The 6,520-nt window shown below is 72.3% G+C and carries 5 protein-coding genes; 4 read left to right on the forward strand and 1 reads right to left on the reverse strand.

The window, feature by feature from the left end:
* Window positions 1–152: 152 nt before the first annotated feature.
* The gene (locus ACFU7Z_RS33820) at window positions 153–566 is read right to left on the reverse strand and encodes an SgcJ/EcaC family oxidoreductase (RefSeq protein ID WP_049650275.1); all 414 of its coding nucleotides are present in this window, start codon (window positions 564–566) and stop codon (window positions 153–155) included.
* 279 nt (window positions 567–845) lie between these two features.
* Between ACFU7Z_RS33820 and ACFU7Z_RS33825 the strand changes: the two genes are divergently transcribed.
* The 4 genes from ACFU7Z_RS33825 (at window position 846) to ACFU7Z_RS33840 (ending at window position 6,477) form a co-directional block, all read left to right on the forward strand.
* The gene (locus ACFU7Z_RS33825; RefSeq protein ID WP_380781752.1) at window positions 846–2,078 is read left to right on the forward strand and encodes a cytochrome P450; all 1,233 of its coding nucleotides are present in this window, start codon (window positions 846–848) and stop codon (window positions 2,076–2,078) included.
* 20 nt (window positions 2,079–2,098) lie between these two features.
* Window positions 2,099–3,118 carry an alcohol dehydrogenase catalytic domain-containing protein gene (locus tag ACFU7Z_RS33830; protein ID WP_380781754.1) on the forward strand — a complete coding sequence of 340 codons (1,020 nt, stop codon included), beginning with the start codon at window positions 2,099–2,101 and terminating at the stop codon, window positions 3,116–3,118.
* 420 nt (window positions 3,119–3,538) lie between these two features.
* Window positions 3,539–5,467, forward strand: a complete 1,929-nt coding sequence (locus ACFU7Z_RS33835) for a CRTAC1 family protein (RefSeq protein WP_380781758.1) — start codon at window positions 3,539–3,541, stop codon at window positions 5,465–5,467.
* A complete protein-coding gene (locus tag ACFU7Z_RS33840) occupies window positions 5,464–6,477 on the forward strand; it encodes an enediyne biosynthesis protein (RefSeq protein ID WP_380781756.1) in 1,014 nt (337 codons plus the stop codon). Before ACFU7Z_RS33835 ends, ACFU7Z_RS33840 begins: the two co-directional genes overlap by 4 nt.
* The last annotated feature ends 43 nt before the right edge of the window (window positions 6,478–6,520 follow it).

The raw sequence follows: 6,520 nt of genomic DNA on the forward strand, positions 1-6,520 counted from the left end.
GTCCCGCACGGCACTGTACCGGCCGCGCGGCGCCCCGGAGCGTCGATCGGCCGGGCCGCCGGGGGAGGGCCGGCGGTCGGTGCGGAGCCGGGGCCGCCGCGCGGTCTCCGGCGGGGAGAGCGGGTGACGGCCCCGCCGCTCCGGCTCCGGGCTCAGGCGGCCACGGGGGTGTTCTGGTACGAGGCGATCCGCCAGTCGGCGCCCTGCCTGGCCAGCACCCAGGTCGCCCGGATCGCCCGCTCGGGCGTCACCTCGGTGTCCCCGGGGGCCAGCACGCCGCCCTTGGTGACCAGGACGGCCACGTCGTCGGCCAGCGGGCGGACCGACTGCGGCTCACCGGTGACCTGGGTGCCCTTGAACGGGCCGGCGAACGCCTGCGCCATGAAGGCGCGGATCTGCTCGCGGCCGGTCAGGTAGACGTCCCCGGGCAGGATCAGCGTCGCGTCGTCGGTAAAGACCGAGGCGAAGCCGTCGGCGTCGTGCCGTGCCCAGGCCGCGATGATGAGTTCCGGGACGGCGCGCAGCGCGGCGACGTCGGCGGCGGTGGGCGGGGGAGTGGCGGACATGGCTCTCTCCTTATCCGGCGGTTCCCGGCCGCGATCACCACGGCCCGGTGACGGCCAGCGTCACACCGGGCCGTCGGCCGCCGCATCTTCCCGATTGCGCTGGGCGGCCGCCCCGCCGCCGGGCGGGGGGACGCCGCAAGCCGGGAGATGCGGGCACCCCGCGCGGGTGCCAGCCTCGACAGGGCCGGTCAACGGCCCTGGCCCCGCTGCCGCGTGGCCCCGCGACCCGGCGACTCCCTGACTCCGCCCGCGCCCCGCTCCGACCGCCTGGAGGCTTCCGTGTCACTCCCCGCCCCCGTCGTCATCGACCGAGCCGGACGTGACATCCACGCGGAGGGCGCCCGGATCCGGGCGAACGGCCCGGTCGCCCGGATCGAACTGCCCGGTGGCGTACCGGCCTGGTCGATCACCGGCCAGGACGTCGCCCGGCGGGCCCTGGCCGACCACCGCCTGTCCAAGGACCCGCGCCGGCACTGGGCGGCGTTCGCCGAGGGCCGGATCGGCGCGGACTTCCCGCTCATCGGCTGGGTGCTGATGGACAACCTCACCACCCGCTACGGCGCCGACCACACCCGGCTGCGGCGGCTGACCGCCGGCGCCTTCACCCCGCGCCGGGTCGAGGCGATGCGGGCCGAGGTGGAGAAGGCCGTCGAGGAGCTGCTGGACGACCTTGGCCGCCTCGCGCCCGGCGAGGTGGTCGACCTCAAGGCCCGCTTCGCCCATCCGATGCCGGCCCGGGTGATCTGCGACCTGTTCGGCGTGCCGGCCGGGGACCGTGAGCGGATGCTGCGCGGCGGCGAGGTGAACGTCGACACCACCATCACCCCGGAGGAGTCCGCGGCCAACGTCGAGCGGTGGCACCGGGAGATGCTGGAGTTCGTCGAGGGCAAGCGCCGCGACCCCGGGGACGATCTGACCAGCGACCTGGTCCAGGCCCAGGAGGAGGACGGATCCCGGCTGAGCGACTCCGAACTGGTCGGCACCCTGCACCTGTTGCTCGCCACCGGGACCGAGCCGGTGATGAACCTGCTCGCCAACACCGTCCGGGCCGTGCTCACCCACCCCGACCAGCGGGCGCTGCTCCGGTCCGGCGCGGTGGGCTGGGCGGAGGTGATCGAGGAGAGCCTGCGCGCCGAGGCGCCGGTCGCGCACCTGCCGTTCCGCTTCGCGGTGGAGGACATCGAGCTCGGCGGGGTCACCATCGCCAAGGGGGAGCCCGTCCTGATCAACTTCGCGGCGGCGGGCCGCGACCGCGCCGTCCACGGGGAGGACGCCGACGCCTTCGACGCCACCCGGGCGAACAAGGAGCACCTCTCCTTCGGCCACGGCGTCTACCGCTGCATCGGCATGCCGCTGGCCCGGATGGAGGCCGAGACCGCCCTCGCCGCGCTGTTCCGGCGCTTCCCGGACCTCGAACTCGCCGTACCCGCCGAGGAGTTGGCACCGCAGGCGACCTTCATCATGAACGGCGTCCAGACCCTCCCGGTCCGGCTCGGGCCGCGGAGCAGTTGACAGGAAAGGTGGTTCGGCCGATGTGGGCAGCCGTCGTACCCGAGGCCAAGGCGCGCTGGGAGCTTCGCGAGATCCCCACCCCGAGGCCCGGTCCCGGCCAGGTGCTGATCCGGGTCCACGCCTGCGGGGTCTGCCACAACGACCTGCTGGTCAGTCAGGGCGTGTTCCCCTTCCCGGCGTTCGCTCCGGTGGTGGTCGGGCACGAGGCCGCCGGGGAGGTCGTCGAGGTCGGCGCCGGGGTGACCGGCCGCCGGGTCGGCGACCGGGTCGGCGCCACCTGGGTGCAGGCGACCTGCGGCCGGTGCGCGTACTGCCGGCTCAACCTCCCGCTCTCCGGGCAGTCCGGGATGAACTGCCCGGAGGCCGTGATGAGCGGCCTCACCGTGCAAGGAGGACACGCGGAGTACGTCGCGGTGGCGGCCGCGAGCACCGTGCTGCTGCCGGACGCCGTCCCGTACGAGACCGCCGCCCCCGTGCTGTGCGCGGGCTACACCGCGTGGAGCGCGCTGCGCGCCGCCGATCCCGGACCGCGCGAACGGGTCGCGGTGCTCGGGATCGGCGGACTCGGCCACCTCGCCGTGCAGTTCGCCCGGGCCGGCGGCTTCGAGACCGTGGCCGTCACCGGCTCGCCGGACAAGCACCGGCTGGCCCGGACCCTGGGCGCGGACCACGTGGTCGCCGACGGTGAGGGGCTGCGGGCGATCGGCGGCGCCGACGTCGTCCTGGTGACCGGCACCTCCTACCGGGCCGCCGCCGGGGCCCTCCAGGGGCTGCGGCCGAACGGCCGGATGGTGCTGGCCACCATCGACCCGGTCGAGCCCTTCGCCATCCCGCCGACCAGCCCGTTCTGGGCGCAGCGCCAGCAGGTGATCGGCGCCACCCACAACGGCCTCGACCGGCTCACCGAGGCCCTCGACCTGGTCGCCTCCGGGGCGGTCACGCCGATGGTCGAGACCTTCCCCAAGGAGCGGGTCGCCGAGGCGCTGGACCGGGTCGAGCGGGGTGAGGCGCGCTTCCGCGCGGTCGTCACGTACGCCTGACCGGTGAACCGGTGAACCGGTGAACCGGCGGACGGGAGAAGCCATTCCCCCCCGGTGAACCTCCCTTGAGTTCTGGAAGCGCCCTTCCGCGGCACGCGCGCGGGAGGGCGCTTCGTCGTGCGGTCGCGGGCCGGCCGACGGTCCCGGCGGCGGCCGCAATTCCTCCCGCTGAGCAACGGGGAAGTAGCGATTCCGAGTGCTTTGCGTACATCCTCGTACAGTAGACCCGCGCGTGACGTGCCTATCGCCGGCGCATTTCGGGTCGTGAATTCCGTCATCCCGAACCTTCCTGTCAGCAGGGGGTTTTGGCCGCGTCCTGCACTCGACGCGGGCACGGGGTCGTATTCGATCCGTCGAGAGGGGAACCCGGTGGCGTACCGTGAACGAATCCGCAGACTGATTCCAGGCCTGGTGGTGATAATGGTGGCCACCTCGCTGTTCTTCGCCGTACGGACCTCGGTCGCGGCGGCCGGGGCGGAGGAGGTCGCGAAGCAGTACGGCTTCAAGGAACTGCCCATCGCGATGCCGCCCGGCTACGAGCAGCGGCCGATGCGGACGGTCCGGACCGTCAACCCGGCCTACCAGAAGATCCGTTCGTGGATCTCCTCGGTCGGGGCCAGCATCGCGATCAACGACCTGACCGGGCACGGAGTGGCCGACGGCATGTGCATCGTCGACACCAGGACCGACAGCGTGATCGTGACGTACACCCCGACCGCCCGGCCGGCCGACCGCTTCACGCCCTTCGTGCTGGACGGCAGGCCGCTGCCGATGGACGACACCATGGCGCCCACCGGCTGCACGCCCGGCGACTTCAACGGCGACGGCCGGATGGACCTGCTGGTGACGTACTGGGGCCGCACGCCGATCCTGTTCATGGCCAGGTCGGACGCCACGACCCCCGCCGCGGCCTCCTACGTGCCGCGCGAGCTGGTGCCCTCGGAGTCCCTGGACGGGAAGTACCACGGCCCGCGCTGGAACACCGACGCGGACTACGTCGGCGACATCGACGGCAGCGGGCGCCCGTCGATCGTGATCGGCAACTACTTCCCCGACTCCGACGTGCTCGACCCGAACGGGCTGAACAACGTCGTGATGAACGACTCGCTGTCCAGCGCCAAGAACGCCGGCGGCGACCACGTGCTGCGCTGGCAGCAGAGCACCTCGGGGACGGAGCCCACCGCGTCGTACGTGGAGGAGAAGGGCGCGATCCCCTACGACGCGTCGACCGGGTGGACGCTGGCCATCTCGGGCGCCGACCTGACCGGTGACGGACTGCCCGAGCTGTACATCGCCAACGACTTCGGACACGGGCACCTGCTCTACAACCGGTCCACGCCCGGGCACATCGAGTTCAGCGAGGCCAAGGGCGAGCGCACGCCGACCACGCCCAAGTCCTTCGTCCTCGGCAACGGCTCGTTCAAGGGCATGGGCGTCGACTTCGGCGACATCGGCCGCAACGGCGACTTCGACATGATGGTCAGCAACATCACCGTCGCCTGGGGCCTGGAGGAGAGCAACTTCCTCTGGATCAACAAGGCCAAGGACGAGGCCGACATGCGCCGCAAGCTCGCCGCCGGCATCGCCCCGTTCACCCAGGAGGCCCAGGAGCACGGCATGGCCTGGACCGGGTGGGGCTGGGACACCAAGATGGGCGACTTCCTCAACAGCGGCGACCTCGCGGTGCTCCAGGCCACCGGCTTCGTCAAGGGGAAGATCGACCGCTGGCCGTGGCTCCAGGAGATGGCCATGACCAACGACGACCTGCTGTCCAACCCCGCGATGTGGCCCAACGTCCAGCCCGGCGACGACATCGCCGGGGACGAGGCGATCGCCTTCTACGCCAAGACCCCCGACGGCCCGTACGTGAACATCAGCTCCCGGCTGGGCATCGCCGTGCCGACGCCGACCCGCGGCCTCGCCACCGGCGACACCACGGGCACCGGCCGGCTGGACTTCGCGGTGGCCCGCCAGTGGGGGCCGCCCGCCTTCTACGCCAACACCGCGCCGGCGCTGGGCAGTCAGCTGAACCTGCGGCTCTACCGGCCGACCGGTGAGGGTGCCGCGGGCCAGGGCCTGGTGAACACCGGGGCGCCCGCGTACGACGCCACCGTGCGGGTCACCACCCCGACCGGCACCCAGATCTCCCGGCTCGACGGCGGGGGCGGCCACGGCGGCTTCCGCAGCTTCGACGTGCGCTTCGGTCTCGGCGCCCACCAGGGGCCGGTCACCGTCGACCTGAGGTGGCGGGACGCCACCGGCGGACTGCACGAGAAGAGCGAGCAGCTCAGCCCCGGCACGCACACGCTCGTGCTGACCGACCAGGTCCAGGAGGTCCCGAACCGATGAGCGCGAGCGTGCAACCCCGAGCCGGCGGCGCCCCGGCGGCCGCACCGGCCGCCCCCGCGAAGCCGAAGGACCCGCGGTACCTCGCCCTGCGGAACTTCGCCCTCTCGATCAGCGTGTTCAACATCTTCGGCTACACCCTGCTCGGCTTCGAGCAGCCCTGGCTGTGGCCGTTCGTCGCGGTGTTCACCGCCTACGCCTGCGAGATCGCCTTCGAGCTGATCAGCGCCTGGGCCCAGCGCCGCGCCCCCCGCTTCCGCGGGAACGGGTTCCGCGGCGTGTACGAGTTCCTGCTGCCGGCCCACATCACGGCGCTCGCGGTCAACATGCTGACCTACGGCAACAACCAGCTGCTGCCGATCGTCTTCGGCGTGGTCATCGGCGTCGGCGGCAAGCACGCCCTGCAGGCCCCGATCGCCGGCCGGATGCGGCACTTCATGAACCCGTCCAACTTCGGGATCACGATGTCGCTGGTGTGCTTCGGCTCGTGGTTCAGCATCGCGCCGCCCTACGAGTTCACGGAGAACGCGAACACCTTCTTCCGGGTGATGATCCCGCTGATCATCGCCACGGCGGGAACCGTGATCAACGCGCTGCTCACGAAGCGGACCCCGCTGATCGTCGGCTGGCTCGGCGCGTTCGCCATCCAGGCGTTCCTCCGGCACTGGATCTGGGACGTGGCGCTGTTCTCCGCGCTCGGCCCGATGACGGGTGTCGCCTTCGTGCTGTTCACCAACTACATGATCAGCGACCCGGGCACGACGCCGGTGAAGGGCCGGGCCCAGTTCGTGTTCGGCAGCTCGGTCGCCTTCGTGTACGCGATCCTGATGGTGTTCAACGTCGTCTACACCCTGTTCTTCGCCACCACGCTGGTCTGCGCCCTGCGCGGGCTCGGGTGGTGGGTCGTGCACCTGCGCCGGCGCTCCCGGCGGGCGGACGCCGGCGCCGGGGCGTCCGGGGGCGGAACGGCCGTCCAGCCGCAGCAGAGCCAGGTCGGGGCGGCCGTGGCGTGAGGCCGCACCGCGACCGCTAGGTGACACCGTGACCCCTCCGTGG

The organism is Kitasatospora sp. NPDC057518 (assembly GCF_042802075.1).
Classification (GTDB): Bacteria; Actinomycetota; Actinomycetes; order Streptomycetales; family Streptomycetaceae; genus Kitasatospora.